The 26,625-nt window shown below is 59.1% G+C and carries 31 protein-coding genes; 20 read left to right on the forward strand and 11 right to left on the reverse strand.

Translation table 11 applies throughout. The features are described from left to right. Window positions 1-3: 3 nt before the first annotated feature. The 7 genes from ACR0LN_RS17225 to ACR0LN_RS17255 form a co-directional block, all read right to left on the reverse strand. Window positions 4-387 carry a hypothetical protein gene (locus tag ACR0LN_RS17225; protein WP_480431387.1) on the reverse strand — a complete coding sequence of 128 codons (384 nt, stop codon included), beginning with the start codon at window positions 385-387 and terminating at the stop codon, window positions 4-6. Continuing rightward, window positions 384-1,472, reverse strand: coding sequence for a flagellar type III secretion system protein FlhB (flhB, locus tag ACR0LN_RS17230; protein ID WP_480431389.1), 1,089 nt, complete (start codon window positions 1,470-1,472; stop codon window positions 384-386). Before flhB ends, ACR0LN_RS17225 begins: the two co-directional genes overlap by 4 nt. Continuing rightward, window positions 1,469-2,242 (reverse strand): flagellar biosynthetic protein FliR, encoded by a 774-nt coding sequence (locus tag ACR0LN_RS17235; RefSeq protein ID WP_480431391.1) that lies wholly within the window; start codon window positions 2,240-2,242, stop codon window positions 1,469-1,471. Before ACR0LN_RS17235 ends, flhB begins: the two co-directional genes overlap by 4 nt. Continuing rightward, window positions 2,239-4,266: a flagellar biosynthesis protein FlhA gene (gene flhA / locus ACR0LN_RS17240; protein WP_480431453.1), complete on the reverse strand. Its 2,028-nt coding sequence runs from the start codon at window positions 4,264-4,266 to the stop codon at window positions 2,239-2,241. Before flhA ends, ACR0LN_RS17235 begins: the two co-directional genes overlap by 4 nt. A gap of 69 nt (window positions 4,267-4,335) precedes the next feature. Continuing rightward, a complete protein-coding gene (locus tag ACR0LN_RS17245) occupies window positions 4,336-5,028 on the reverse strand; it encodes a lytic transglycosylase domain-containing protein (protein WP_480431392.1) in 693 nt (230 codons plus the stop codon). A gap of 72 nt (window positions 5,029-5,100) precedes the next feature. Next, on the reverse strand, window positions 5,101-5,529 hold the full coding sequence (locus ACR0LN_RS17250) for an Lrp/AsnC family transcriptional regulator (RefSeq protein WP_480431393.1): 429 nt from the start codon (window positions 5,527-5,529) through the stop codon (window positions 5,101-5,103). 36 nt (window positions 5,530-5,565) lie between these two features. Beyond that, window positions 5,566-6,795: an MFS transporter gene (locus ACR0LN_RS17255; RefSeq protein ID WP_480431455.1), complete on the reverse strand. Its 1,230-nt coding sequence runs from the start codon at window positions 6,793-6,795 to the stop codon at window positions 5,566-5,568. Window positions 6,796-6,969: 174 nt separating this feature from the next. Here ACR0LN_RS17255 and ACR0LN_RS17260 point away from each other — a divergent pair, with 174 nt between their 5' ends. The 7 genes from ACR0LN_RS17260 (at window position 6,970) to ACR0LN_RS17290 (ending at window position 11,760) form a co-directional block, all read left to right on the forward strand. Continuing rightward, entirely contained in the window at window positions 6,970-7,584 is a 615-nt protein-coding gene (locus ACR0LN_RS17260) for a ribonuclease D (protein WP_480431394.1), read from the forward strand. Further along, complete coding sequence (locus ACR0LN_RS17265) at window positions 7,581-8,549, forward strand: KpsF/GutQ family sugar-phosphate isomerase (protein ID WP_480431395.1); 969 nt, start codon at window positions 7,581-7,583, stop codon at window positions 8,547-8,549. Before ACR0LN_RS17260 ends, ACR0LN_RS17265 begins: the two co-directional genes overlap by 4 nt. 16 nt (window positions 8,550-8,565) lie before the next feature. Beyond that, entirely contained in the window at window positions 8,566-9,165 is a 600-nt protein-coding gene (gene lptC / locus ACR0LN_RS17270) for an LPS export ABC transporter periplasmic protein LptC (protein ID WP_480431397.1), read from the forward strand. 3 nt (window positions 9,166-9,168) lie between these two features. Then, complete coding sequence (locus ACR0LN_RS17275) at window positions 9,169-9,660, forward strand: LptA/OstA family protein (protein ID WP_480431398.1); 492 nt, start codon at window positions 9,169-9,171, stop codon at window positions 9,658-9,660. Next, complete coding sequence (gene lptB, locus ACR0LN_RS17280) at window positions 9,660-10,418, forward strand: LPS export ABC transporter ATP-binding protein (RefSeq protein WP_480431400.1); 759 nt, start codon at window positions 9,660-9,662, stop codon at window positions 10,416-10,418. Before ACR0LN_RS17275 ends, lptB begins: the two co-directional genes overlap by 1 nt. Window positions 10,419-10,670: 252 nt before the next feature. Continuing rightward, the gene (hpf, locus tag ACR0LN_RS17285) at window positions 10,671-11,234 is read left to right on the forward strand and encodes a ribosome hibernation-promoting factor, HPF/YfiA family (protein WP_480431401.1); all 564 of its coding nucleotides are present in this window, start codon (window positions 10,671-10,673) and stop codon (window positions 11,232-11,234) included. Window positions 11,235-11,295: 61 nt separating this feature from the next. After that, window positions 11,296-11,760, forward strand: a complete 465-nt coding sequence (locus ACR0LN_RS17290) for a PTS sugar transporter subunit IIA (RefSeq protein WP_480431402.1) — start codon at window positions 11,296-11,298, stop codon at window positions 11,758-11,760. A gap of 66 nt (window positions 11,761-11,826) precedes the next feature. Here ACR0LN_RS17290 and dalA read toward each other — a convergent pair whose 3' ends face one another. Beyond that, window positions 11,827-12,342: a divisome-associated lipoprotein DalA gene (gene dalA / locus ACR0LN_RS17295; protein ID WP_480431403.1), complete on the reverse strand. Its 516-nt coding sequence runs from the start codon at window positions 12,340-12,342 to the stop codon at window positions 11,827-11,829. Between the two features lie 169 nt (window positions 12,343-12,511). Here dalA and ACR0LN_RS17300 point away from each other — a divergent pair, with 169 nt between their 5' ends. Both ACR0LN_RS17300 and ACR0LN_RS17305 read left to right on the forward strand, forming a co-directional pair. After that, entirely contained in the window at window positions 12,512-13,111 is a 600-nt protein-coding gene (locus ACR0LN_RS17300) for a L,D-transpeptidase (RefSeq protein ID WP_480431404.1), read from the forward strand. 140 nt (window positions 13,112-13,251) lie between these two features. After that, window positions 13,252-13,434 (forward strand): hypothetical protein, encoded by a 183-nt coding sequence (locus ACR0LN_RS17305; protein ID WP_010442520.1) that lies wholly within the window; start codon window positions 13,252-13,254, stop codon window positions 13,432-13,434. 76 nt (window positions 13,435-13,510) lie between these two features. Here ACR0LN_RS17305 and hemH read toward each other — a convergent pair whose 3' ends face one another. Together hemH and ACR0LN_RS17315 are read right to left on the reverse strand one after the other, a co-directional pair. Next, window positions 13,511-14,560, reverse strand: coding sequence for a ferrochelatase (gene hemH / locus ACR0LN_RS17310; RefSeq protein WP_480431405.1), 1,050 nt, complete (start codon window positions 14,558-14,560; stop codon window positions 13,511-13,513). Window positions 14,561-14,616: 56 nt separating this feature from the next. Beyond that, the gene (locus ACR0LN_RS17315; protein ID WP_480431406.1) at window positions 14,617-15,447 is read right to left on the reverse strand and encodes a methyltransferase domain-containing protein; all 831 of its coding nucleotides are present in this window, start codon (window positions 15,445-15,447) and stop codon (window positions 14,617-14,619) included. Window positions 15,448-15,463: 16 nt separating this feature from the next. Between ACR0LN_RS17315 and ACR0LN_RS17320 the strand changes: the two genes are divergently transcribed. Genes ACR0LN_RS17320 through ACR0LN_RS17340 form a run of 5 tightly spaced genes read left to right on the forward strand, consistent with a single transcriptional unit; the run spans window position 15,464 to window position 18,432 of the window. Continuing rightward, the gene (locus tag ACR0LN_RS17320; RefSeq protein ID WP_480431407.1) at window positions 15,464-16,192 is read left to right on the forward strand and encodes a ComF family protein; all 729 of its coding nucleotides are present in this window, start codon (window positions 15,464-15,466) and stop codon (window positions 16,190-16,192) included. Between the two features lie 37 nt (window positions 16,193-16,229). Next, entirely contained in the window at window positions 16,230-16,487 is a 258-nt protein-coding gene (grxC, locus tag ACR0LN_RS17325; RefSeq protein ID WP_480431408.1) for a glutaredoxin 3, read from the forward strand. Then, window positions 16,487-17,317 carry a carbon-nitrogen hydrolase family protein gene (locus tag ACR0LN_RS17330; protein ID WP_480431409.1) on the forward strand — a complete coding sequence of 277 codons (831 nt, stop codon included), beginning with the start codon at window positions 16,487-16,489 and terminating at the stop codon, window positions 17,315-17,317. The genes grxC and ACR0LN_RS17330 overlap by 1 nt, the downstream gene beginning before the upstream one ends. 14 nt (window positions 17,318-17,331) lie before the next feature. Then, window positions 17,332-17,772, forward strand: a complete 441-nt coding sequence (locus tag ACR0LN_RS17335; RefSeq protein ID WP_170327795.1) for a MarR family winged helix-turn-helix transcriptional regulator — start codon at window positions 17,332-17,334, stop codon at window positions 17,770-17,772. A 24-nt stretch (window positions 17,773-17,796) separates the two neighbouring features. Next, a complete protein-coding gene (locus tag ACR0LN_RS17340; RefSeq protein WP_480431410.1) occupies window positions 17,797-18,432 on the forward strand; it encodes a hypothetical protein in 636 nt (211 codons plus the stop codon). A 62-nt stretch (window positions 18,433-18,494) separates the two neighbouring features. Here the strand turns inward: ACR0LN_RS17340 and ubiG are convergent, their stop codons facing one another. Then, window positions 18,495-19,244, reverse strand: a complete 750-nt coding sequence (ubiG, locus tag ACR0LN_RS17345) for a bifunctional 2-polyprenyl-6-hydroxyphenol methylase/3-demethylubiquinol 3-O-methyltransferase UbiG (protein ID WP_480431411.1) — start codon at window positions 19,242-19,244, stop codon at window positions 18,495-18,497. A 48-nt stretch (window positions 19,245-19,292) separates the two neighbouring features. Between ubiG and pip the strand changes: the two genes are divergently transcribed. From pip to infB, 6 genes are all read left to right on the forward strand, one after another. Continuing rightward, window positions 19,293-20,270 carry a prolyl aminopeptidase gene (pip, locus tag ACR0LN_RS17350; protein WP_480431412.1) on the forward strand — a complete coding sequence of 326 codons (978 nt, stop codon included), beginning with the start codon at window positions 19,293-19,295 and terminating at the stop codon, window positions 20,268-20,270. Then, window positions 20,267-21,088 carry an ABC transporter substrate-binding protein gene (locus tag ACR0LN_RS17355; protein ID WP_480431414.1) on the forward strand — a complete coding sequence of 274 codons (822 nt, stop codon included), beginning with the start codon at window positions 20,267-20,269 and terminating at the stop codon, window positions 21,086-21,088. Before pip ends, ACR0LN_RS17355 begins: the two co-directional genes overlap by 4 nt. Before the next feature lie 158 nt (window positions 21,089-21,246). Next, complete coding sequence (gene rimP / locus ACR0LN_RS17360) at window positions 21,247-21,837, forward strand: ribosome maturation factor RimP (protein ID WP_480431415.1); 591 nt, start codon at window positions 21,247-21,249, stop codon at window positions 21,835-21,837. Then, a complete protein-coding gene (nusA, locus tag ACR0LN_RS17365) occupies window positions 21,837-23,453 on the forward strand; it encodes a transcription termination factor NusA (protein WP_480431417.1) in 1,617 nt (538 codons plus the stop codon). The genes rimP and nusA overlap by 1 nt, the downstream gene beginning before the upstream one ends. A 23-nt stretch (window positions 23,454-23,476) precedes the next feature. Then, window positions 23,477-24,100 (forward strand): RNA-binding protein, encoded by a 624-nt coding sequence (locus tag ACR0LN_RS17370; RefSeq protein ID WP_480431419.1) that lies wholly within the window; start codon window positions 23,477-23,479, stop codon window positions 24,098-24,100. A gap of 8 nt (window positions 24,101-24,108) precedes the next feature. Further along, a complete protein-coding gene (gene infB / locus ACR0LN_RS17375; RefSeq protein ID WP_480431421.1) occupies window positions 24,109-26,583 on the forward strand; it encodes a translation initiation factor IF-2 in 2,475 nt (824 codons plus the stop codon). Window positions 26,584-26,625: the final 42 nt, after the last annotated feature.

Below are 26,625 nucleotides of genomic sequence, written 5' to 3' on the forward strand. Positions count from 1 at the left end.
ATTTTAGGCCGACTGTGTTTTGATCAAAGCGCGTTTTCGCGCAACTTTTTGAGCTTCTGACAGGTTTGCAACAGCCTGTTGGCGGCCAAAGGCGGTGCGCAACGCCTCGATCGCTGTCAGCTTTTGCGCACGCAGCCTTGCCAGTTCCATGTTAAGCTGGCGGCGCGTTGCCGACTCCCACCCATTCCACAAAACGTCTGTGCCGGTTACGCGATACCCATCGGTCGCTGCGCTGTCCTTGCGGGTTTGCCGCATCTGAGCATCCAGCCGTGCCAGTTGTTGCTGCACCCGGGCTTCGGCCTCTAACAGGGGGCGCAGCGTGTTGTATTTCTTTTGGAAGGCGGCTTCGGTGACTTTTGAAAGGTCCTGTAATCCGTTCCGTTTCATCTGATCTGTCCTTTTGCCCGTTTGCGCATCGCCTCGGCAAAGCGGATTGCGGCGGCGACCGGCCGATAATGCTCTTCCGCGATTTCCTGCCCGATCTCGACCGCCGCGTGCAGCGCGCGTGCGGTCGGGGGATCGGAGTGAATGGGAACGCCGGCCTCAATGGCGCGCGCGCGGATTGCGGCGGCGACTTCGTCCACACCTTTGGCCACGCAGGCCGGGGCAGAGCCCGATGTCCGCGCCCATTTCAGCGCCACCGCATAGTGGGTCGGGTTGACGATCACCACATCCGCCTTTGGCACATCCGACATCATCTGGTTGGTGGCGATGTCCTGCGCGCGTTGACGGCGTTGCTGTTTGACGTGCGGGTCGCCTTCGGCATCCTTAGTTTCGTCTTGGATTTCCTTGCGCGACATGCGGTTCTTGCGCATGTGTTCTGCGTATTGCCACAGATAGTCCACCACTCCGATCACCAGAGCGACGGCGATGACGATGAACAGAAACCGAAACAGTAAGTTCATCATCTGCATCACCGAGAATCGCGCGGGCGCAGCGCTGGCCGAGAGGATCTCGCTCAGGTTTGCTTTCAGGAAAACCGCGAGGCAGACGCTGTAGATCACCAGTTTCACAAAGCTTTTGGCGAATTCGAACAGGCCGCCTCGGCCAAATTTATTCTTGGCGTTTGAGATGAGTGAGATGCGGGACAGCTTGGGTTTCAGCTTACTGGGCGCAAAGATCAGCGCGCGCTGGGCGATTAGGTTCAGCAAAACGGCTGAGGCGGGCAGGGCAAACAGGACAGCAACTGAAAACAATGCCGCTTTCACTATACCTCCGACTGCGCTGGTCGCAGGTCCATCGGTCAGCAAGGGGCTTATCTCACCGGCCTGACCGAGCAACACGACAAACAGGCTGCCCATGTGCTGCACGCTGAATTGCCCGGCTGTGAACAAAGCAATGAGATATCCGGTGTAGGCGGCAACCACGGATAGGTCGTTGGATTTGGCGACCTCGCCCTTTTCGCGCGCCTTTTGCAGTTTCTGCGGCGTTGGCTCGTAAGACTTGTCGCTGTCGTCGTCTGAACCGCTCATCTCGGGTCCTCAAGCGGGTTCAGCATGAAGGAGAACAGAGCATCGGACCAGACCGACAGGATCAGCGGGGCACCTGCAAACAGCAGAAACAGACCTGCAAAGGTGATGGCGGGGGCGCCGACAAAAGCCACCATCAGCTGCGGCATCGCGCGGTTGATGACGCCCAGCGCTAGGTTGTAAATCAGCGAGGCAATGACGAAGGGCATCGCCAGCGCGAAGGCCAGGCCAAAGCTGCGCGCGATCTGCTGCACACCCCAGTGCGACAGGTCCGGGGCCAAAGGAGGTGTGCCCACTGGAAACAGCGTATAACTGTGGATCAGAAACTGCGCGACCCGGATATGCAGCCCAAGCAACACCGCCAGCGTCAGCCCCGCCAGCGTCAGCAAGTGTCCCATCGCAGGAACTGGTTCTGCGGCCGACGGACCCAAAATCTGTGACAGAGACGTCGCCTGGGCCGCAATCGACCCGGCCGTTTGAAGCGCCAGAACGAACAGGCGCAGGGACAGGCCCAATGCCATTCCAATCAGTACTTCGGTCAGAACCAGGCCGACCATTGTCAGCAGCTCGGGCTGGGTGATCGGTGCTGAGACCGCTGGCGCTACAATCAAGGTAAACGCTGTGGCAATTCCAAATTTGACCCGTGTCGGGATGCTGCGTTCGCCAAAGGCAGGCAGCAGCGAGACCATGGCCGAAACACGCAGGAAAACGGCAAAAAGATGCCACAGGCCCTCGCCCAGCTGAGGCAAAAGCTCGGGCGGCAGCGCGATCACGCGGGCACCGTTCCGACCAGCGCTGGACGCGCCTCTAGCCCGATTTCCTCGAAGGATAAAACCGGATTGGCGATACCGCGTGCGTGCATGATGGTGCGCAGCAGCCTGCGCCGCCGGGTCGAGGTCACAACAGCCGGAAACAGCCCATGGTCGGCGGATTGCGCCACGCTGTCGGTCACACCATCGGCCAGCTTATTGAACAGGTTCGGCGGCAGCGCCACGTCCAGCCCGGCATTCGGCGCGTCGATCTGGTAGGTGGCGAAGGTATCCTCCCATTCCGGGGCCAGTTGGATCAGGGGGATCGAGCCGTCCTCGCGCTTCATTTCGGCCACCAGCTGGAAGCCCAGCCGTTGCCGAACCAACTCGCAAATCCCTTCGGGTTGGGTGGTGGTCAGACGTGCTTCGGCCACACTTTCCAGGATCAGCGCCATGTTGCGGATCGATACGCGCTCGTCCAACAGCAGTCGCAGCACGGCGTGCAGGGTGTCGATCGGCACCTTGTCGGGGATCAGCTCGTCCAGTAGTTTGCGGTTGGCCTCGGCCCTTACCGGATCGCTGAGCCGCGTCATCTCGGACAGCAGGCGGCGCAGGGATTTCAGGGTCAGCAGGCGCGAGAAGTTCTGTTTGATGATTTCCAGCAGATGCGTGGCCAGAATCTCGGGCGGAGAGACGATGGTAGCCCCGCTCATCGCTGCGGCCTCTTGATCCTTGGGCAGAATCCAGCGGGCGGGGGCACCGTAGACAGGTTCGGTGACGTCAGTGCCGTCGGGCAGCATGTCGCGGTCCTCCTGCACCAGTGCCAGCACCAGATCGGGGTTCAACTCACCACGCGCTTGTTCAACGCCCTGCACTTTGACCACATACGTGCCCATGGGCAGATCGGCGCGGTCGGTCAGGCGGATATCGGGCAGGATCAAACCAAAGGTCGAGGCCACATAGGTGCGCATATTGGCGATGCGCGCGTCCAGCCCGGTGCCGGGATTCAGGACCATGCTGACCAGATCGGGGGCGAATTCCAGATGCACGTCATCCAGATCCAGAATGTCACCAATGGCTTGTGAGACCGGCGTGTCGTCCTGTGGTGCCGTGCCCATCGCGGCCTGTGCATTAGCCTGCTGTTTGCGGTACACGTTATAGGCCGAGTATCCGAGCACGGCGGCGCCCAGAATGAACGGCAGAAAGGGCAGGCCGGGAACCAGAGAAAACAGCACCATCAAAATCGCAACCGTTCCCAGCGCCGCTGGGTGTTTACCCAGTTGCGAGAAAATGGCATTGTCGGTGGCCCCTTGCGTGCCACCGCGCGCCAGCAGCAGGGCGGAGGCGATTGAGATGATCACCGCCGGGATTTGCGACACCAGGCCGTCGCCCACGGTCAGGATGGCATAGGTCTCGAACGCTGAAGAAATGGGCATGCCGTGCACGATCACGCCCATGATCAGACCCATCACAAGGTTCAGCAGCGTGATCAGCAGCCCCGCGACCGCGTCACCCTTGACGAATTTCGACGCGCCGTCGAGCGAACCGAAAAACGTCGTCTCCTGCTGTTCGCGTTCACGCCGTTCCTTGGCCTGTTGGTGGTCGATGGCCCCGGCGGACATGTCACTGTCGATGGCAAGCTGCTTGCCGGGCATCCCGTCCAAGGCGAACCGTGCGCCAACCTCGGCCATACGCGCGGCCCCTTTGGTGATGACCATAAAGTTCACGATCAGCAAAACGCCGAACACCACCAGACCAAGGAAAATGCTGCCGCTCATGACGAAATCGGCGAAGCCTTCGATCACGTCCCCGGCGGCGTTGGGGCCGGTATGGCCCTGTCCGATGATCAGCTTCGTCGAAGACACGTTCAGCGACAAGCGCAGCATCAGCGAGGCCAGCAGGATTGTTGGGAAGGATGAGAAATCCAGTGGCCGCTCGATAAACAGCGTCAGCGTAAAGATCAGGATCGCCAGCGCGAAAGAGGCCGCCAGCCCCACATCCAGCACCCATGCGGGCATTGGCAAGATCATCATCACGATGACCGTCATCAGCGCCAGCGCCAGCAGCACGGTCGGAGAGAACAGGGAACGGGCGTCGATCTTGGGCACGCGGGTCTCCTAGTTGAACGAGATGAAGGCGGCGGAGGTGCCGGATGGCGGAACCAGCGACCCTAGAGCGCCTCCGCTGGATTGCGGCAGGTTCACGGGGATCAGAGGCGTTCCTGCGGTGGTGAACGGATCGCTTGCCCTCGGGTCAGGGGCGGGAACGGACTGATCCAGCTGGGCCAGCACGGCCTGAAACCGCGTTGAATAGGCATTAGCTAAAGATGGCGTTCGGGAGTGGTACGCCCCGACAGCGGCAGGCCATGAGCCAAGCTCAGAATAGAGTTCGTTCAGGAAGTGTGCGGCGTAGGTGGCGTTCTCATCTGGGTCGAACATCGCGTCGATGGATCGGAACGCCTTGCCATGCCAGCGGTAATTGATCTGAAAACAGCCGATGTCAAAGCTGCGTTTGCCCGCCTTGAAAATGTTGAAGACATAGGACTTGGCCTCGTATTCCGAAGTGAACCAAAACCCCTGACCTTCGACGTTGATTGTCCAGGGCCAGGGTTCCAGCCGCCCGTCCTGTTGCCGACCGGTCTCGACCCGCGCAATCGCACGCATTACGTCCAAAGGAACGCCCTCGGACAGGGCCGCGCGCTGGGCTGCGTTGTCGCAAATTCGGGCGACACGTGCGTCAGACATAGCCAAACCCTGTTGCCCCACGCAAAGGGCAAGGAAACTCAGGCCAAGGAACAAACGATAGGGCATTCTGCCGGTCCGGGATTCTGATCAGTCCCGGCCAAGCTAGGCGCGTTCCGGTTTACAGAGGGTTATCAGCCGTCAAATTCGGTCAATCCGACGGCGGAAGACAACGCTGGTATTGGTGCGCAGCACGCCCGGAATCTTAGCTAGATCGTCGACCAGAATATCCAGATCCTCGATCCTTGGCGCCTCAGCGGACAACAGCAGGTCGAACTCACCATTGATCGAAAGGCAGAGTTTCACCTCGGGGTAAGCCTCAAGCCGCTTGATGATGCGAGTGGTTTCCTTTTGCTGCACTTCCAAAAGCACAACCACCTGCACCCGTGGTGCGTCTTCGGGGCTGTTCAGAACCACCGAATACCCGGCGATCACGCCGCTGTCTTCCATCCTGCGAATCCGTTCATGTACCGTGGTCCGGGCCACGCCCAGTTTTGCGGCGATTTTCGACGTCGACTCGCGGGCGTTGTGTTGCAGGGCGGCGATGATGCGGCGGTCTAGCTGATCCATGATGTCCCAAGGTGTAAAGCAGAGTAGCCCGGCGGCTCAAGGTGTGTCAGCGCGTTCTTTTGAAACGGCTTTCTGACCCTTTGGCCAGATGAGCAAGGCCGCCATCAGCCCCGGCACCGCGGCAATCGTCATCCACCCCAGCGTCTCGGCAGGGCCAGTCTTGGTCATGATCCAGCCGGTCAACGGGTACAGGACAAGCCAGCAGGCGTGGGACAAGGTGAATTGGGCGGCAAACAGGGCGGGTCGATCTTCGGGTCCGGCCGTGCGGGTCAACAATCGGCCCGACGGTGTCAGTGTCGCGGAATAACCGAAGCCGATGCAGGCCCAAAAGGCTGCGAGGCTGCCTAGTGAGACCAGGGAAAATGCGAACAAGCCGGCGGACAGACCCATGGCGAGGGTGCCAAAGGTCGCTCCGGCCAGCATGACAGAGCGGTCCTTGTAGATATTCAGGACGCGGGGCAGAGCAAAGGCCGCCAGCATCGACCCACCGCCAAATCCGGCCAGCGCGACAGCAACCGCGCTTTCCGAAAGGCCCAGATCGGCGCGCACAATGACAACCGTGTTGACGATGACCATCGCGCTCAGCGCGGCGGCTGTCCATGTCAAGGCCAGCAATCCGCGCAGTCTGGGCGTGCTCAGGTAAAGGCGAATGCCGCGGGTGGTTCGGTCGTATATTCCGCGGCGTTTGTTCGGCTTGGGTGAAGGCAACGCGACCGACACCACCAACATAGCAGACGCGACAAAGCCCAAACCGGTGCCCCAGAAAAGGCTGTCAAAACTGACGAAAAGTAAAAGTGCAGCGGCCAGCATCGGGCTGAGCAAGCTTTCCAGATCATAGGCAAGCCGCGATAGGGACAGGGCCTTGGTATAATCCTCCTCATCGGTCAGCACGTCTGGAATCGTGGCCTGAAACGCCGGGGTGAACCCGGCTGAAGCTGATTGCAGCATGAAGATCAGGACATAGATCTGCCAAATCTCTGTCACGAAGGGCAGACACACAGCGACCGCCGCCCGAACCAAATCAAGCGCAACCAGCATCCGGCGCCGGTCGAGCCTTTCGGCAAATGCCGCTGCGATTGGGGCGATGACGACATAGGCCACCATCTTGATCGTCAGCGCGGTGCCCAATACCAGCCCGGCGGCGTCCCCGGCCAAATCATAGGCCAGAAGCCCCAGCGCCACCGTTGCCAGGCCAGTACCCGTCAGCGCCACAACCTGTGCAGCAAGCAGATGGCGATACACGCGGTTTTTCAGGATGTTGAGCATCGGCTGTTTAAACCTTTCGACAACACGAGCAAGGCTTTGCGCCCAAGTCCATTTTCCCGCCAATCGTTTCGGGGTCAAGAAATCCGCGCAACTTGGGCGCATTGTATTGATAGCGTTGAGTTTGCGGGCCAAACCTCCTATCTCGGGGGCGATATCGCATAAAGGAAGACCCTCGTGGCGAACCACCTGTATAAAAACGACCTGCCGGACGGGTTGGACCTGGGCCCTGTTGTGGCCATTGACTGCGAAACCATGGGGCTGAATCCTCATCGTGACCGCCTGTGCGTGATCCAGATGTCAGGTGGCGATGGCAATAGCCATATCGTGCAGGTGGAAATCGGGCAGACCGAGGCGCCGAACCTCTGCGCGATGCTGGAGAATCCCGACGTCCTGAAGCTTTTCCATTTCGGCAGGTTTGACATTGCCGCGATGTATCACACGTTCGGAGCACTGGCCGCGCCGGTCTATTGCACCAAGATCGCCAGCCGCCTGGTGCGCACCTATACCGACCGTCACGGGCTGAAGAACCTGTGCCAAGAGCTGATCGGCGTCGATATCTCGAAGCAGCAGCAGATGAGCGACTGGGGGGCGGAAACCCTGACCGATGCGCAGCTGGAATATGCGGCCTCGGACGTTTTGTACCTGCATCAACTGCGCGAAGCACTGGACGGGCGTCTGGCCCGCGAAGGCCGCACCGAGATGGCGCAGGCGTGTTTTGACTTCCTGCCGATGCGTGCGAAACTTGACCTCGCCGGTTGGCCTGAAACGGATATTTTTGCGCACTCATGACCGATACCGAAGCATTCCTGAGAACCGCCCGCCAGGTCGTCACCGACGAAGCCCGCGCGCTTGACGTGTTGGCCGACAGCCTGAATGAAGACTTTGCCGAAGCCCTGCAACTGATCCTGCAGGCGCCGGGCCGCATTATCATCAGCGGCATCGGAAAATCGGGCCATATCGGCCACAAGATCGCGGCCACGCTGGCCAGCACCGGAACGCCCGCCTATTTCGTGCATCCGGCCGAGGCAAGCCACGGCGATTTGGGTATGGTGTCGAAAGGCGATGTGGTTCTGGCCATCTCCAATTCAGGTGAGGCGCCGGAACTGGCCAACCTGCTGGCCTTTACCCGCCGCTTCGGCATCCCGTTGATTGGTCTGTCCAGCAAGCCCGAAAGCACGCTGATGAAACAGGCGGACGTGCATCTGTTGATCCCCTCATTGGGCGAGGCCTGCGGGTTCGGTATGGTGCCGTCGATCTCGACCACGTTAACGCTGGCGATGGGAGACGCGCTGGCAATCGCGCTGATGAATTACCGCGATTTCAAGCCAGAAGATTTCCGTGCCTTCCACCCTGGTGGCAAGCTGGGCGCGCAGCTTTCCACAGTGCGCGACCTGATGCACGAGGATCTGCCTCTTGTTACTACTAGTACTCCTATGAGTGAGGCGCTTTTGGTGATGAGCCAGAAGAGCTTTGGTGTCGTTGGCGTGACCGACGACGAAGGCCGACTGGTTGGCATTGTGACCGATGGTGACTTGCGCCGGAACATGGACGGGTTGTTGAACAAGACCACCGAAGAGGTCATGACTGCAAATCCGCGTACCGTAGGCCCCGACGAATTGGCTGAAGCTGCGGTCGCGCTCATGACAATGCAAAAACCTAAGATTACTTGCTTGTTTGTCGTAGATCCTGAAACTGATGGGCGTGCGCAGGGTATCCTGCATATCCACGACTGCCTGCGCGTCGGGCTGGGTTAGACGGGAGGGTCGCGCGGTGGATGGACACTCTCGCAGGGTACAGTTTCTCAAGGTTTTGCTGCCGCTGGTGGCAATTTTGATGCTGTCCACCGTGTTCCTGTTGTCGCGCACGATCGACACCAATGTGTCTGTTCCCTTTAGTCAGAAAGACATTGATGAGCGGCTTGCTGATCAGGTTGTGACGAACCCCAAATACCGAGGCACCACGCGAAAAGGTGAAGATGTTCAGATAGAGGCAGTCAGGGCCACACAAGGAACCGAGGCCTCCGTCCCAACTGCCGCGGAATTCAAAGGACGCCTGGGCCTGTCGGACGGCGGCGTCATAACGTTGGATTCCAATTCTGGCATGATCCGACCGGACAAGAATACTGCGACCTTTGTGGGTGATGTGGTCATCACCTCGACGGATGGAACTGAAATCACGACCGATCTGCTGAACACCGCGCTGGACGAAATCCGCGGCGATGCGCCGGGGCAGGTCAACGGCACCGGCATCATCGGTAACTTTTCCGCAGGCGGCATGACGTTTGGTACGGAAAAAAAGGACGGACCGGTCCATATTATTTTTACAGACGGCGTGAAGCTGATATACGACCCGGAAAAAGCAGAAAGATAACCTGTGTTCGATTTTCGATTTGTCCTTGTTTGCCTTGTTGTGACCCTGGGTGCTTTTTCTGCAGCAGCGCAGGAAGCTCAGGTCGCGTTTGGCGCCGTGAAAGCTGACCCGACGCAGCCGGTCGAGGTGACCTCGGAAACCCTGAACGTCAACCAAGAGGACGGGTCAGCCGAGTTTCTGGGCAATGTGATCGTCATTCAAGGTGAGATGCGCCTGACGGCCGAACGGGTTCTGGTTGTTTATAACGAAGAACGCTCGGGTATCGAGCGGATGGAAGCGGTCGACGACGTGGTTCTGATCAGCCCCCCAGATGCGGCGCAGGGCGATTGGGCTGAATACACGATCGACTCCGGCGTGATTGTGATGAAGGGCAATGTGTTGCTGACGCAGGGGCCCAGCACAATCAGCGGCGATCAGATGAATGCCAACCTAACCACCGGCACGGCGACAATGACCGGCAACGTCAAAACGATCCTGCAGCAGGGCGGCAACTGATGGCGCGTCCTGAATTGACGGTGGCAGAGGGCACTTCTGGTCTCAAGATTGACAAACTGCGGAAATCTTACCGCAAGAAGACCGTGATCCGGGATGTTTCGATGACGCTGGACCGGTCCGAGGTTGTGGCGCTGCTGGGCCCGAATGGGTCAGGCAAGACCACCACGTTCTACTCGGTCGCCGGATTGGTGTTCCCCGAAGCGGGTACGGTCACGATTGACGGACAGACAGTAACGACCCTGCCGATGTACCGTCGTGCGCGGTTGGGTATCGGTTATTTGCCGCAGGAAATGTCGATTTTTCGCGGCATGAGTGTGGAAGACAACATCGCCTCGGTCTTGGATATCACTGTTAAGCACGCCCATCGTCGCAAGGAACGGCTTGAGGAACTGCTGTCGGATTTTTCGATCGAACACCTGCGCCGCGCGCCGGCGCTGGCTTTGTCGGGCGGTGAGCGCCGTCGGGTCGAGATCGCGCGCTGTCTGGCCGCTGATCCGAAATATCTGCTTTTGGATGAACCCTTTGCGGGCGTTGACCCGATCAGCGTCGGGGATATCCGCCACCTTGTGGCCGATCTGAAAAAGCGCGGCATCGGGGTTCTGATCACCGACCATAATGTGCGAGAAACGCTGGAAATTGTGGACCGGGCGTACATCCTGCATGACGGGCAGGTCTTGATGTCGGGAACCCCCGACGAAGTGGTCGAAAACGAAAACGTCCGCCGCGTCTATTTGGGTGAAAACTTCCGGATTTCATGAGCTTGCGCAGAAATGCGCCGATTGCATGGCGGAAATCACGTATATACACGTCTGTTTTGATTGACTCTTCCGCCGTCTCTTGCCTCAATTGGGTCATGGCATTTCTTCGGTTCCCGTCTGGATCACGATGCTCCTTCTTCAAAGGGGGAACGTTACGGCTACTGCAAGGAATGTCCCTACCCCCCACCCGATAAAAACACACACGTCGCGTTACGCTACGTCAAAATGGGTGTGAATTGTGAAGGAGATCACATGCGTTACCAAATCAGCGGAAAACAGATCGACATCGGTGCGGCGCTGCAAACTCACGTTCAGAGCGAACTGGGCGAAGTTGTGGGCAAATATGCCCAGCGTCCGACAGATGCCAACGTCGTCTTTTCCCGTTCAGCGCATGAATATGTATGCGAAACTACCGTGCATCTTTCCACTGGTCTGACTGCACAGGCCAAGGCCCACGCGACCGAAATCTATGCGGCGTTCGAAGGCTGCTGCGACAAGATGGAGACTCAGCTGCGCCGGTATAAGCGGCGTTTGAAAGACCATCACAAGGATCGGTCTGAGCCTGTTGAACTCTTTGGAGCGTCGTCTTATATCCTCGCCTCTGACGAGTCTGAGTCGGCGGCGGAGCCCGATTCTCTGCAACCGATGATTGTGGCCGAGATGGAAACCAAGATACCGTCGCTGAGTGTTGGTGAAGCCGTAATGCAGATGGAACTGGTTGGTGCCCCGGTGCTGGTGTTCCGGAATGAAAACAAGGACGGATTGAACGTCGTGTACCGTCGGGAAGACGGTAATATCGGCTGGATTGATCCGTAACAGGCAAGAATAGCAAAGGCATGCCCCTGCACATGCGGGGGCGTCGCCGTGGAGCATGATCATGGAGCTTTCGAGCATACTGAAGCCCGAAGCAGTTCGCGTACTGTCCGCCGCTTCCAGCAAGAAGCGGTTGTTTCAGGAAATCGCCGACGTAGCTGAGGTGACCCTGGGCCTTGCCGCCCAGATTGTTGTTGACGGGCTGCTCGAGCGGGAAAGCCTGGGGCCAACCGGTGTTGGGCATGGCGTCGCCCTACCGCACGCGCGGATGTCCGAGCTCGAATCCGTTTCGGGCGTCTTTGTCATGCTGGAAAAGCCAATTGATTTCGGGTCTGTCGATCGCCAGCCGGTTGATATCGCCTTTGCTCTTTTCGCGCCGGAAGAGGCTGGGGTGGATCACCTGAAGGCGCTTGCCTTGGTATCCCGCACCCTGCGCGACACGTCGGTCTGCGCAAAACTGCGGGCCAATCCTGATCCGGTCAAGTTATATGCCATTCTGACCGAAGCGCAGTCGATGCAGGCAGCTTAAGCGGTCTCAGATACAAAAAGGCCCCCGTGATATCGGGGGCCTTTTTGTTTTTGACTGGGATTGCGATTACCCGCCGGCACCCATTTCCAGCGTCCACCAGATTTTGCCGCCACCTTCCTGATGCCAGGCAAAGCCCATTTGTGTGGCCTTTGGGTCCATGATGACCGATCGTGGCCCAGGTTCCTGCATCCAGGCGGCCAGCGTCTCGGTTTCGGTTTCATAAGTCTCGGAAATCGCCTCACCCAGGAACGTGCCATAATATCCGACACGCGCAGCGCGGTCGATCGGCGATGATCCGTCAGAGCCAAAATGCCAGGGGCGGTTCTGGCGCGCCATGTCTTTGGAGTGCGTCGCTGCTGCGGCATTGAGCTGTGAGTTCAGTTGTACCGGTTGCAGACCTTGTGCTTGTCGCAATGCGTTGACCGAATCCAGCATGCGAAACTGCAGTTTTTCCGGGTTGCCGCGGATTTTGTAGACCGTCGGTAGGGGGCGACCATCCGCTCCGTAGGTTGGGGTACTGCTGGGGGTACATGCAGCCAGTGCGAAAAAGCAGGCAATGAGTAAAGAAAGGATACGCGTCATGAGAGACCTGATGGTTGAGTTATCCTACGGCATAGCGCGACAGACCGCCTTGGGCAAACGCCCAGTGGCCCTGTTTCGCATGAATCTGCCGGTTTGATTTGCGACTGAAGCATTCTGGCAATAGAATGCGTTAAATTTTTAGATTTGCCTTAGCAAAGGACCGTTCGCCATGGTCACGAAACATATTCACAAGTCCACGCGTCGAGGATTTCTTGCCGGCGCGTCAGCCGTTCTGGCCTCACCCGCGATTGCCCAATATATCCCGGGGGATCCACTACGCCCCGCGCCGGAACCAGAACCTCAAGTGCGCCGCAATATCTCGGGTTTTCGTGCGCTGGACTGGCAGCCCTATTTCTCAAACACCAGAAACGGGGCCATTTTGGTCGATACTGTATCACGAGCGCTGCATTACTGGTCAGATGACCAAAGCGTCTATAAACTGTATCCCTCGTCCGTGCCTCTGACCGAGGAACTGACCCGCCGTGGACGCACCAGCGTAATCCGGAAGGTTGAGGGGCCAAGCTGGTCGCCGACCCCATCGATGAAAAAACGTAACCCCGAATGGCCGGACTATATTCCACCTGGTCCGGATAACCCATTGGGAACACATGCTTTATATCTAAGTTGGAAGTATTACCGCATCCACGGCACGCACGATACGCGCAAAATTGGCCGCAGATCGTCGAACGGGTGCATTGGACTTTTTAATGAAGATATAGCGGAACTGTTTTCAATGGCGAAGGTCGGCACGCAAGTGTTGCTAATTTGACGACATTTTCGCGCACGAACCCGCTTGCGGCGCAAGTTCCAATTGCATTCCAGTCGCATAGCTGATTATTAAAAAGTTACGAGGTAAGTCTTGGGTGCGCGGTTTCGCTATCTGGAACCGTGCAAATTCTGGAGGTTAATATGAAAAAACTCGTTCTCGCCGCTGCACTGACTGCTGCTGCTTCGACCGCATATGCTGGCAACCTGGAAGAGCCGGTTGTTGAAGCACCGGTTGTTGTTGAGGAAACTCAAGGTTCGTCGCAGGGCATCATCCTGCCGCTGATCCTGCTGGTCGTCGTTGCCGCAGCTGTTGCCGCAAGCTAATTTGACGAGCATCATCTAGAGAAAAGGCGGTGGATCGCTCCACCGCCTTTTTTCATGTCTGAAGGTGGGGTAATACTCAGTCCAGCCAGCCTTTCAGATTGTCTTCGACCACCTTACCCAAGGCCGCGATATGCGAATCATCGTCATTGAGGCACGGGATATAGGTAAAGGTCTCACCACCTGATTCTTCGAAGCTTTCTTTGATCTCTTCATTGATCTCTTCTAGCGTCTCGATGCAATCGGCGGAAAATGCCGGTGCGATGACTGCGATGTTTTTCTTGCCCTGTCTTGCCAGCTCGGCCACGTGATCGACCGTATAGGGCTTCAGCCATTCTTCCGGCCCAAACCGGGATTGGAAGGTGGACACAAGCTGATCGTCCGGCCAGCCCAGCCGCTCTTTCAGAAGGCGCGATGTCTTGGCACATTGGCAGTGATATGGATCGCCCTGCTGCAGATATCGTTCCGGCATGCCGTGGTACGAGCAGACCAGAATGTCCGGCTTGGTATCCATTGCCGCATAGGCTTTTTCCACTGAGCTGGCCAAAGCGTCGATGTAGGCGGGTTCATCAAAATAGGCAGGCACAGTGCGGCTGGCCGGTTGCCAGGCTTCCTCCATCAACGCGCGGAAGAACTGATCGTTTGCCGTGGCGGTCGTGGCGCCCGCGTATTGTGGATAGAGCGGGAAGAACAGGATGCGGTCACAGCCCGCGGCCACCATCTCGCGAACCTTGGACTTGGTTGATGGGTTGCCGTAGCGCATGCAGAAATCGACCATGACTTGATCGCCATACCGGGCCTTCATCGCATCGCGCAGCTTGGAGGTTTGATCCTTGGTGATTGTCATCAGCGGGCTTTCGCCCTTGTCGTGATTCCAGATCGACTTGTACGCCTCGCCCGAGCTGAAGGGGCGTTTGGTCAGTATGATCCCCTGTAGGATCGGCTGCCATTTCCACTTGGGATAGTCGATCACCCGCTGGTCCGACAGAAACTCGTTCAGATAGCGGCGCATCGGCCAATAGCTGTAGTCGTCCGGCGTGCCCAGATTGGCCAGCAAAATGCCGACACGGCCCATTTTGACCTTGGGGTGGTCTGCGGGGGCATGATCGGGGCGGGTGGCGTCAAACATGGCGGGCTTCCTGAATTTCTGCGTACCGGGCTGAGATAACCGGAAAAACCCGGTCGTCAATCGGGCAGTTTGCCTTCTTTTGTACCTAACGCATCGGCAAGGCGTGCTTTGGCCGATCCGGGGCGCAAGGGTTTTTGTTGGCTGTCATCGGGCGACCAGCCGGTCAGGCAGATCAGCTCGAACGTGGCGGCCAGACGGCCGTGAGGCGTGGTGAAATGGTCGGCATAGATCTGCTGCGCCCGGGCAAAGACCTGCCGTCTTGTGGGGCGTTTCAGGCGGCCGAAGAGGCTGTTGGCTTCCCCCATCGCCCGAAGATCGCGCATCAGGTGGATCAGGTCGCGGTATTCCGCCGTCAGACGCGCGGTATCGGCGACGGGCAGCGCTAGCCCGGCCCGCTGCAGCAAGCCGCCCAGATCGCGCAGTTCGGCCATCGGCGCGATGCGGGGGCTGAGGCCGCCGGTGACCTCGATCTCGGCTTGTCCAAGGGCGGCACGCAGCTCGTGCAGGGTTTCACCACCCAAACAGACCACCAGCAGCAGCCCGTCGGGACGCAGGGCGCGGTGGCACTGGATCAGCTGCCCCACGGGATCATTGGCCCAATGCAGGGCCATGGCATGGATAACCAAGTCATGGGCGCCGGGCGTGAGATCCAGAACTTCGTCATCCTCAACGATATGTGCCTCTGGCAGCACACCCTGCCAAATCTGCGCAAAGGGCGTCACGACAACCGGGGCCGTAAAGGCTTTGTTAACCATGGCAAGCCGATCCTGCACTTCGTCCACTGCGGCGTGGTGCAGAAACAGCGCCTCATCCCGCGCGCGGGCACGGTGCCGGGTCAGGGCCGGGCGGTCGAACAGAGAGGGTGCGTTGGAATCGGGTAGTTTCATAAGGCGGAACTATCGCATGTGGCAGCGGATTCAAACCGCTGTTCAGGTGATCTATCCACCTCGCTGTATCGGATGCGGCGAGCTGACCGAGGCGGATTTTGGTCTCTGCGGGTCTTGTTGGCGTGACACACCTTTTATTGGAGGGGTGGTGTGCGAAAGCTGCGGCGTACCACTGCCGGGCGAGGCGGATGGTCATCGGATCGAATGTGATGATTGCATCAAAACACCCCGTCCATGGCAGGATGGACGGGCAGCGTTGCTCTATGACGGCAAGGCGCGGTCGTTGATTTTGGCTTTGAAACACGGCGACAGGCCGGAACTGGCACGCCCGGCAGCGCGCTGGATGGCGCTGGCTGGGCGGGATTTGTTACGCGACGGTATGCTGATCGCGCCAGTGCCCTTGCATTGGTCGCGCTTGCTGAAGCGGCGTTACAACCAGTCGGCGCTGTTGGCACAGCATTTGGGCAGGCAGACCGGGCTGGATGTATGCCCAGACCTTCTGGTGCGCCGCGTGCGTACGCCGGTTCTGGATGGGAAAACCACAGAAGAACGGGCAGAAACCCTTTCTGGCGCGATCGTGGGTCATCCAAAACGGCTACACCGCTTGCAGGGGCGCGATGTATTGTTGGTGGATGATGTCATGACCTCGGGCGCGACGCTGGCCGCGTGCGCGCGTGTCTGCCTTGCCTCCGGTGCAAATCATATTTTCGTGTTGGCTCTGGCGCGCGTTGCCAAGGATGCCTAATTCGCACAAGATTGCGCGAAACCCGCGGGGACGGACAATGAAACCGGTTGAAATCTACACCTCGCCGCTTTGCGGCTTTTGCCACGCCGCCAAGCGGTTGCTGAAACAGAAAGGCGTCGAGTTTAAGGAAGTCGACGTGCTGCTGCATCCTAAACGCAAGCCTGAGATGATCCAACGGGCCGGCGGCAAGCGCACTGTGCCGCAGATTTTCATCGGCACGCAGCATGTGGGCGGCTGTGACGACCTCTATGAGCTTGAGCGTCAGGGCAAGCTGGACCGTCTGCTGGCCGCCTGATGAAAACCGCGCTGCTGCAGCTTTGTTCGTCGGATGACCCGGCTGAGAATCTGGCGACCGTGCGCGCCATGATGGCCGAAGCCGCAGGCCAGAGCGCGCGCTTCATCCTGACGCCTGAGGTGACGAACTGCGTCTCGACCAGCACGACGCGGCAGCGCGAGGTTTTGCAGCATGAAGAAGATGACATCACGCTGGCGGGCCTGCGCGATCAGGCCGCCGCTTTGGGCGTTTGGCTGCTGATCGGCTCATTGGCGATCAAAACCCATGATGCCGATGGGCGCTTTGCCAACCGCTCTTTCATGATCGACCCGCAGGGGCAGATCGTAGCGCGGTATGACAAGGTTCATATGTTTGACGTGCAGGTCTCGGAGTCTGAGACCTTTCGCGAATCCAAGAATTATCGTCCTGGCGACCGCGCTGTTCTTGCCGAGACCGATTTCGGCAAGGTCGGCATGACCATCTGTTACGATATCCGCTTCCCATATCTCTATGCGACCTTGGCGCAGGCGGGTGCGCGTATTCTGACTGTTCCGGCGGCGTTTTCACCTGTGACCGGTGCGGCGCATTGGGAATCGCTGCTGCGCGCACGGGCGATTGAGACTGGGTGCTGGGTTGTGGCTCCGGCGCAGACCGGCACGCATCCGAAAACCCGAGGCAAGACCCGCCATACCTACGGCCACAGCATGGTTGTGGCCCCATGGGGAGAGGTCGTCATCGACGCAGGCACCGATCCGGGCATTCACTTTTTCGATTTGGATGATAGTTCTGTGACGGGGGCGCGCCGTCGCGTGCCCTCACTGACTCACGTACGGCCTTTCGACGGGCCTTGATCCAGAACCGAGACATGACTGACGAACATAATGCCCTTGCGGTCACGCTATTCAGCGAGATCCTGACCGCCGATCAATTGCTGCGCAACCGGCTGAGCCGGGTGCTGCCCAAGGGCATGGAAATCTCGCATTTCTCGGTGCTGAACCATCTGGTGTTTGTGGGAGATGAGCGCACGCCCGCGCAACTGGCCAGCACCTTTCACGTCACGCGCGGAGCGATGACCAACACCTTGGCCAAGCTTGAATGGGCCGGATACATCCACATTCGCCCCGACTGGGACGACGCCCGCCGCAAGATGGTCGCCATCAGCCCCGCTGGTCGTCGCGCGCGGGATCAGGCGATTTCGTCCATTGCGCCGCTGATCAACCGCGTGGTTGGAGAGCTGGGGTTGGAGCGGGTCCGCAGCACGCTGCCTGTGCTGCGGGATTTGCGGTTGCAGTTGGAGGGGGAGTAGGGTTGACGCAAATGGCTAATGACAATGAGTAAAGTAGCGTGGGGATGCGATGTCATCATTGGAACATCGTACTACTGTGATTTTACCGGTGATTTGTACCTGAGTGATGAAACCCTTGAAGAAGCAAGACTGTCAGCATTGCGGAATGAACGCGGGTTAGCTCTGGACGAAGGTAAGTTCCCCAAAAAGACAATTGCTAGAAATGGCCGCCCTCAAAAACTCAGGCATTTTGCCAATGCAGGATTCTTTCTCATCTCTCCCGAAGTCGTCGAAGTTCTAAAAACGCTCGATATTGGCGGAGGCGCAGTTTATTCGACGTTGTTTTTCAAAAAAGATCAAAAGACCCCACTGAACTTGCACCACAGCTATCTGAACATCGGAAACGTTAAGGATACGTTTTTGGCAGAGCAATCTCCGAGAACAGAGAAATCAGCGGCTCCTAAATCATGGTCGGAGGAAGATAGGCTAAGAGTCAGAGGCCGCGCTGCAGGATGGGCTGATGATGATGTTGCGTTAGGGTTGGAGTGTCTTGAAGGCGCGGACATATGGGTAGAGAAGTGTTTCAATGACGCATTCTTTATAAGCGACAGGTTCGCTCAGGCACTTCAACGAGAAAATATTGCCGAAAACTTCAACCTTAAGCGCTGCCGCGTCTTGTAGGATGGGTGCTTGCACCCATCGCGCCTGTTTTGTCGTCGAAATGATGGATGCGTGCACCCATCCTACGTGCCCGGCTTCACACTCGCCGTCACATAATTCACGCTCAGATCGCGATCCGAGATCGACCAGCTCCACAGGATCGGGTTGAACACGAATCCCTTGCGGTCGACCGGCTCCAGCCCGGCCTGGCGCAGCAGGTCGAACAGCTCATCGGGGGTGATGAACTTGTTCCACTCATGCGTGCCGCGTGGCAGCCAGCGCATGACGACCTCGGCCCCGAAGATGGCCATCGCATAGGATTTCGGGTTGCGGTTGATAGTGGAACAAATCTGCAGCCCGCCGGGTTTCAGAAGCTGCTGCGTGGCAGTCAGGTAGCTCAGCGGGTCGGCAACGTGTTCCACCACTTCCATGTTCAGCACCACGTCGAACTGCTCTCCCGCAGCCGCCATATCCTCGGCGGTGGTGTGGCGATAGTCGATCTCCAACCCTGATTGCTCGGCATGAATGCGAGCGACGGGAAGGTTACCCGCAGCGGCGTCAGCTCCGACCACGGTGGCCCCAAGGCGGGCCATGGGTTCGCTCAGAAGCCCGCCGCCGCAGCCGATATCCAGCAGACGCAGGCCCTCGAAGGGATTCGCGGCCTTTAGATCACGGTCAAATTCACCCGCAATCTGTTGTGTGATATAGTCCAGACGGCACGGATTCAGCATGTGCAGAGGTTTGAATTTTCCGTGAGGATCCCACCATTCCGCCGCCACAGCCTCGAATTTTGCGATCTCGGACGGGTCCACAGTGTTCGGATGCGCTTGCATTCCTGTCTCCGTATGCTCTTTTACGTTTAAGGACTATATAGGGCCATAATGGACAAGTACCCGGACCAAAAGCGCGCAGTGCAATATCTTTACCCGCCGATCGATCCTTTTGATCAGCGGATGGTGGATGTGGGCGAAGGCCACCGCATTTATATGGAGCAATGCGGCAATCCTGATGGGAAACCCGTTGTCGTGTTGCATGGAGGACCCGGCGGCGGCTGCAGCCCGGCGATGCGACGGTATTTCGATCCTGAAGCCTATCGGGTGATTCTGTTTGACCAGCGCGGATGCGGGCGCTCGCGGCCCCACGCATCTGTGGAGGACAACACCACCTGGCATCTGGTGGCAGATATTGAACGTTTGCGTACCCTGCTGGATATCGACGACTGGACCGTATTTGGCGGCAGCTGGGGCGCAACATTGGCGTTGATCTATGCGCAGGCCCATCCGGACCGTGTGAACAGGCTTGTGCTGCGTGGGGTTTTCCTGGCGACGCAGGCCGAACTGGATTGGTTTTATGGCGGCGGCGCAGGTAAATTCTGGCCCGAGCAATGGGCGAAGTTCACCGCTTTGCTGACCGACAGTGAACTGTACGATACGATCGGGGCTTATAACAAGCGCCTGTTCTCGGGTGATCGTGCGACGGAAATCCTTTACGCACGGGCATGGTCTGCGTGGGAAAACGCGTTGGCGTCCATGCATTCTCACGGTAGTGCCGGGGAAAGCCCCGGCGAATACGCGCGCGCGTTTGCGCGACTTGAGAATCACTATTTCATCAACAGCGCTTTCCTTGAAAAAGACGGGCAGATTCTGGATCAGATGGGCAGGATCGCCCATATCCCCGGCCATATCGTGCAGGGCCGCTATGATATGATTTGCCCACCGCAGGCAGCCTGGAGGCTGTCCCAACTCTGGCCAAATGCCGAACTGCAGATGGTGCGCAATGCGGGCCACGCCCTGTCAGAACCAGGCATCAGTGCCGAACTGGTCCGAATCATGGACCGCGTGGCTGAGGAGGTCGCATGACCCGGATTGATCGCCGTGCTTTGTTTGCCTCGGGTGCCGCTGCAGCCTTGCTGGCGGCGACGGGTGCGTCCTTGGCAGATACACCCAAGGCGGGTGGGACGCTGCGCTTGGCGGTGCCGCGCGATGACAGTCTGGAGCAGGTCTCACGCGGGGCCGTATTCGACACCCTGACCGAGATCGCGCCCGACGGCACCTTGCGCGGCGAGCTGGCGACCGGCTGGCATACGGACGCGACGGCGCGCATCTGGCGCTTTGATCTGCGGTCCCATGTGGCGTTTCACGATGGCGCGGCGCTGGATGTTTCCGACGTGATCTCTGTTTTGAATGAGGTGGGCCGGGCCGAAGCCCTGTCGCCCGACATGGTCCAATTGGAGCTGGCCGAGGCCAACCCGGGCCTGCCGTTCCTGCTGGCCGACAGCCGTTTTGTCATTGCACGCGACGGGCAGGGCGTGACGCCTCTGGACAGGGCCAATGGCACCGGATGCTATCGGGTCGAACGGGCCGATGATGAGCGCCACTTTTTAGGGCGCAAGGTCGCGGGCCATTATAAGGCCGGTACTGCAGGATGGGCTGATACGGTGGAAATCATCGTGATCCCCGACGCCCATGTGCGCGCCGAGGCGCTGCGGGACGGATATGTTGATGTCGCAGCTCTGCCCGAAGGCGAAGACCTGAAAGGCCAGCGTGGTCTGCGTTATCACCCAAGCGAATCGGATATGGCGCTGGCCGTTGCTCCGCATGTGGGGATGCCGCGCCAGATCGGTTCGGGTCGCGTGTTGGACGATGGACGCATCGCCGAACGGTGGTGGCGGGCGTAAATCCGATCACGAATCCCTCCGGGGGTTGCAGATTCGGGAAACCCTGCGTATATGCAGTTCCAACAGCGGCGTGTCGGGCTTCGGTCCGGGGCTCCACCGGAAAATTCGACGGGCCGCGCGCCCGTTTTTTTGTGCCCGGATGAAGGGTAGAGAACCTGATGACAAACGACCTGATAGCTAAAGCTGCCATTGACCGGCGACTGGCCGAGATCATCACCCCCGTGATCGAAGATCTGGGGTATGAGCTGGTCCGTATCCGCTTGATGAGCGGCAAGCAAACCACGCTGCAGATCATGGCCGACAAGCCTGATGGCGGCATCGAGGTGGATGATTGCGCCGAAATTTCGAATGCGGTCAGCGCCACGCTGGATGTCGAGGACCCGATCCTGGATACCTATACGCTTGAGGTTTCCAGTCCTGGCATTGACCGCCCTTTGACCCGTCTCAAGGATTTTGAGACGTTCGAGGGGTATGAGGCCAAGATCGAAACCGCCGAACTGATCGACGGCCGCCGCCGCTTTAAGGGCGAGTTGGCCGGTATCGAAGGGGATGAGGTTCTGATCAACATTCCCGAGGGTTCCGAGACAATCACCATTGGTCTGCAATTTGACTGGCTAAGCGACGCCAAGCTGGTCCTGACCGATGACCTGATCAAGGAAATGCTGCGCCAGCGCAAAGACGCCGGTGCCCTGAACGAAAACGCTTTCGACGAGATTGAGACCGAAGGGTCCGAAGAGGAGACGAACTGATGGCAATCACCTCAGCCAACCAGCTGGAGCTGCTGCAGACCGCCGAGGCCGTGGCCCGCGAAAAGATGATCGACCCCGGTCTGGTTGTCGAAGCGATGGAAGAATCGCTCGCCCGTGCCGCCAAGAGCCGTTACGGCGCTGAGATGGACATTCGCGTCAGCATCGACCGCAAGACCGGCAAGGCGACCTTTACGCGCGTTCGTACCGTTGTCGAAGACGACGAGTTGGAAAACTACCAGTCCGAGATGACCGTCGAGCAGGCCAAGCAGTACATGGAATCGCCCGAGGTGGGTGACGTTTTCGTTGAAGAAGTGCCGCCGGTTGAAATGGGCCGGATTGCTGCCCAATCCGCCAAGCAGGTCATTCTGCAAAAGGTCCGCGAAGCCGAGCGTGATCGTCAGTACGAAGAATTCAAGGATCGCGCAGGCACCATCATCAACGGTGCGGTCAAGCGTGAAGAATTTGGCAATGTCATCGTCGATCTGGGCGGTGCTGAAGCCGTTCTGCGCCGCAACGACAAGATCGGCCGCGAAAGCTATCGCCCGAATGACCGTGTGCGCGCCTATATCAAAGAAGTCCGCCGCGAAGTACGTGGTCACCAGATCTTCCTGTCGCGCACGGCGCCGGAATTCATGGCTGAGCTGTTCAAGATGGAAGTGCCGGAAATCTATGACGGCATCATCGAGGTCAAGGCCGTCGCCCGCGACCCAGGTTCGCGTGCCAAGATCGCCGTAATCTCCTATGATGGTTCGATTGATCCGGTCGGTGCCTGCGTTGGTATGCGCGGCAGCCGCGTGCAGGCCGTTGTGAACGAACTGCAGGGTGAAAAGATCGACATCATTCCGTGGAACGAAGATCAGCCGACCTTCCTGGTGAACGCACTGCAACCCGCCGAGGTTTCCAAGGTGGTTCTGGACGAAGAAGCCGGCAAAATCGAAGTTGTTGTTCCCGAAGAACAGTTGAGCCTCGCCATTGGCCGTCGCGGTCAGAACGTGCGTCTTGCTAGCCAGCTGACCGGTCTGGATATCGACATCATGACCGAAGCCGAAGAATCGGCGCGTCGTCAGAAAGAATTCGAAGCCCGCACTCAGCTGTTCATGGATAGTTTGGATCTGGACGAATTCTTCGCGCAGCTGCTGGTGTCCGAAGGTTTCACCAACCTCGAAGAGGTTGCCTATGTCGAGATCGACGAGCTGCTGGTCATCGACGGCGTTGACGAAGGCACCGCGCAGGAACTGCAGACACGTGCCCGCGAATTCCTGGAAGCACAGGCCAAGGCGGCTCTGGACGCGGCCCGTGCGCTGGGCGCTGAGGACAGCCTTATTGAATTCGAAGGTCTGACACCCCAGATGGTAGAGGCACTGGCAAAGGACGACGTGAAGACGTTGGAAGACTTTGCCACCTGCGCCGACTGGGAACTGGCGGGCGGCTGGACCACGGTCGACGGTGAGCGTATCAAGGATGACGGCGTGCTTGAGCCTTTCGGCGTTTCGCTGGAAGAGGCGCAAGATCTGGTCATGACCGCGCGCATCATGCTGGGCTGGGTTGATCCGGCCGAACTGGAGCAAGCCGAAGAAGAAGACGGCGAAGCGGTAAACGAGGAGGCCGAGGCCTGATTTCAGGGCCTCGGGGTGCGCACATGGGTCGCGGTGGCGTCCATAAGGATCGGTCCGACGGACCCGAACGCAAGTGCATCGCCACGGGCGAGGTTCAGCCCAAATACGGGCTGATCCGGTTTGTGACGGGGCCAGACGGTCAGGTCTATCCCGATGTTGCGGCGAAATTGCCGGGGCGGGGGGTCTATGTGGCGGCAGATCGCGCGGCCTTGGACAAAGCGGTCAACAAAAAGCTGTTCTCGCGCGGGTTCAAGGCGCAAGTCTCGGCACAAGCGGACCTGGCCGATGAGGTCGAAAAACAAGTCGCGCGTCGTGTGGTTGAGCTTCTCAGCTTGGCGCGCAAGTCCGGCGATGCGGTCGCTGGGTATGAAAAGGTCAAGACGTGGCTGGACCGGGAAGAGGCTCAGGTACTGATTCAGGCCAGCGATGGATCGGGGCGCGGCAAGTCGAAACTCAGCACGCCGCACTTCGGAAAATACATCGGATGGCTGACCGCGGATGAGTTGGGGGCGGCATTTGGGCGCCAAACGGTGATTCATGCGGCCATGGCCTCTGGTGGACTCGCCAAACGTGTTGTAGAGGAAGCGCAGCGCCTGCGTGGCTTGCGCGAAACGGATGACGGCGGCAGGGGCCGCGCGGAAGGGTAAGAAGCTTTATGAGCGATAATGACGGCAAAAAGACATTGGGTCTTCGTGGCGGGGCACGCCCCGGGAATGTGAAACAGAGTTTCAGCCACGGACGCACCAAGAATGTCGTGGTGGAAACCAAACGCAAACGCGTGGTGGTCCCCAAGCCGGGTGCCGGCAAACCAGGTGGCGGAGCAACGCCGTCGGGTGATCCGTCGCGCCGCCCTGCCGGGATTTCCGACGCGGAAATGGCCCGCCGGATGAAGGCATTGCAGGCCGCCAAAGCGCGCGAGGCCGAAGAGGCCGCCGCCCGCGAGGCCGCCGAGAAAGCGCGTGAAGAAGAACGCGCCCGTCGCCGCGCCGAGCAGGAAGCCAAGGAACGCGAACAGCGTGAGGCGGAAGAACGTGCAAAGGCCAAGGCCGAAGAGGAAGAGCGCAAGCGCAAAGAGGCAGAAGAAGCTGCCAAACGCGCTGCAGCCGCCCCTGCGCCTGAAGAGCCCAAAGCCGCCCGCGCCCCGGCAAGCAAACCGGCACCCGCCGCGACTCCGCGCAAGCAGGATCGCGAACGCGAACAGCGCGGTCGTGGTAAAGGCCGTGACGACAACCGCCGCTCGGGCAAACTGACACTGGGTCAGGCGACCGGTGGCGAAGGAAACCGTCAACGCTCGATGGCGTCGATGAAGCGCAAGCAGGAGCGTGCGCGTCAGAAAGCCATGGGCGGCCCGGTCGAGCGGGAAAAGGTAATTCGCGACGTTCAGCTGCCCGAGGCGATCATGGTCTCGGAACTGGCCAACCGTATGGCCGAGCGTGTTGCTGACGTTGTCAAATCGCTGATGCAGATGGGCATGATGGTTACACAGAACCAGACCATCGACGCCGATACCGCCGAACTGATCATCGAAGAGTTTGGCCACAAGGTCACCCGTGTCTCTGATTCGGACGTTGAAGACGTCATCAAAGAGGTCGAAGACAGCGAGGACGACCTGCAGCCGCGTCCGCCGGTCATCACCATCATGGGTCACGTTGACCACGGTAAAACCTCGTTGCTGGATGCGATCCGCGATGCACGCGTTGTGGCAGGCGAGGCCGGTGGTATCACCCAGCATATCGGCGCCTATCAGGTGAAAACCGATGGCGGCACCACGCTGACCTTCCTGGATACGCCGGGTCACGCGGCCTTTACATCGATGCGTTCGCGCGGTGCTCAGGTGACGGACATCGTGGTTCTGGTTGTCGCGGCTGACGACGCGGTGATGCCGCAGACGATCGAGGCGATTAACCACGCCAAAGCGGCCGAAGTGCCGATGATCGTTGCGATCAACAAGGTCGACAAGCCGGATGCCAACCCGGACAAGGTGCGCACCGATCTGCTTCAACACGAAGTGATCGTTGAGAAAATGTCAGGTGAGGTTCAGGACGTCGAAGTCTCGGCCATCACCGGGCAGGGTCTGGACGAACTGCTGGAAGCCATCGCGCTGCAGGCCGAGATTCTGGAACTGAAAGCCAACCCCGACCGCGCCGCCCAAGGTGCCGTGATCGAGGCACAGCTGGACGTGGGCCGTGGCCCCGTAGCCACGGTCCTGGTTCAGAACGGCACGCTGCACCAAGGCGACATCTTCGTTGTGGGTGAGCAATACGGTAAGGTCCGTGCGCTGATCAACGACAAGGGTGAACGCGTCAAGGAAGCTGGCCCTTCGGTTCCGGTCGAGGTTCTGGGTCTCAATGGTACGCCTGAGGCCGGTGACGTTCTGAACGTGACCGAGACCGAAGCGCAGGCCCGTGAGATCGCCGCCTATCGTGAACAAGCCGCCAAGGACAAACGCGCCGCCGCCGGGGCCGCGACCACCCTTGAGCAGCTGATGCAGAAGGCAAAGGAAGACGAAAACGTCACCGAGCTGCCGATTCTGATGAAAGCGGACGTGCAAGGGTCTGCCGAAGCCATCGTTCAGGCGATGGAAAAGATCGGGAACGACGAAGTGCGCGTGCGTGTTCTGCACTCGGGCGTGGGTGCGATTACCGAGACGGATGTCGGTCTGGCCGAAGCCTCGGGCGCACCGATCTTCGGGTTCAACGTCCGTGCCAACGCGTCCGCTCGGAACACCGCGAACCAGAAGGGTGTCGAGATCCGCTATTACTCGGTGATCTATGACCTCGTTGACGACGTGAAAGCGGCCGCATCCGGCCTGCTGAGCGCCGAGATCCGCGAGAAGTTCATCGGTTACGCCGAGATCCGCGAAGTCTTCAAAGTCACTGGTGTCGGCAAAGTTGCCGGCTGTCTGGTCACCGAAGGCGTGGCGCGTCGTTCCGCAGGCGTCCGCCTGCTGCGCGACAACGTGGTGATCCACGAAGGCACGCTGAAAACCCTGAAGCGCTTCAAAGACGAAGTGACCGAGGTTCAGTCGGGTCAGGAATGTGGTATGGCATTCGAAAACTACGACGATATCCGCGCCGGCGACGTAATCGAAATCTTCGAGCGCGAAGAGGTTACGCGCACGCTCGACTGATTTGGTTCAGGATGGAATTTGGAAACAGCGGCTCAATCGGGC

Source organism: Ruegeria sp. AA6 (assembly GCF_056542865.1).